At 50.3% G+C, this 787-nt stretch carries 1 protein-coding gene; it reads left to right on the top strand.

Translation table 11 applies throughout. The features are described from left to right. Window positions 1–61: 61 nt before the first annotated feature. A complete protein-coding gene (locus ACY0JR_RS21170) occupies window positions 62–778 on the top strand; it encodes an IS1 family transposase (protein ID WP_462636164.1) in 717 nt (238 codons plus the stop codon). Window positions 779–787 lie beyond the last annotated feature (9 nt).

Genomic DNA, 787 nt, shown 5'->3' with positions numbered 1-787 from the left:
GGTAGTGGTCTAAAAAGTATGATGGGATAAAAGCTGGCAGTGAAGTGTTCAAGATGATGGAATGTGCGAGATCCTCATCAAAGTAAACTGTCCCCACTGCCAGAGCAGCAAGGTAGTGAAAAACGGGAAGAAGAAGAACGGCGCCCAGAACTTGCTGTGCCGTGCCTGCGGCAAACAATTTTTGGCCACTTACGGGAACAAAGGGGCGGACCCGGCTACAAGGGCTATTATCCTGCGGATGCTGGAGAGGAACAGTGGCGTGCGCGACATAGAGCAGGTCGTGAGCGTGAGCAGGCAGTGCGTGCTCAATACTTTATGCAGGCATGGCACAAGCCTGGAGATAAAACCCAGGCTGCAAAGCTATGGATCAGTGCAGATTGATGAGGTCTGGAGCTACGTGGGCAGGAAAAAGAGGGGCAAGTTCTGGCTTTTCTATGCCTACAGCGCCGAGAACGACGAGATACTTGCCTATTCCTGCGGGAGCAGAAGCGCGGCAACGGTGCGTAGGCTCTATAGGCAACTGGAGAAGGTGGAAGTAGGGGAATTCTGCACTGACCACTGGCCTTCTTTCACTGAGGTGCTGCCGGAGCAGAAGCATAAAATCGGCAAAGTCCACACAAGGAATATCGAAGGGGTAAATACATGCCTCAGAGCCCGCAACAGAAGGTTTGTGAGAAAAACTACCTGCTTCTCAAAGAAAAAGGAAAACCATATGGCAAGCTTGAACATCATGTTTGCCCACAGAAATACTACTAAAGCCAAGTATCATACTTTTTAGACCACAACC

It is taken from the genome of Rufibacter sp. JT3400010, from assembly GCF_054956755.1.
Note: the sequence above shows the minus strand (reverse complement) of the source record. Positions and strands in the feature narration are given on the sequence as shown.

Bases quoted from the DNA above. Each gene is read 5' to 3' on its own strand.
- ACY0JR_RS21170 (WP_462636164.1), top strand. From the start codon at position 62: ATGTGCGAGATCCTCATCAAAGTAAACTGTCCCCACTGCCAGAGCAGC.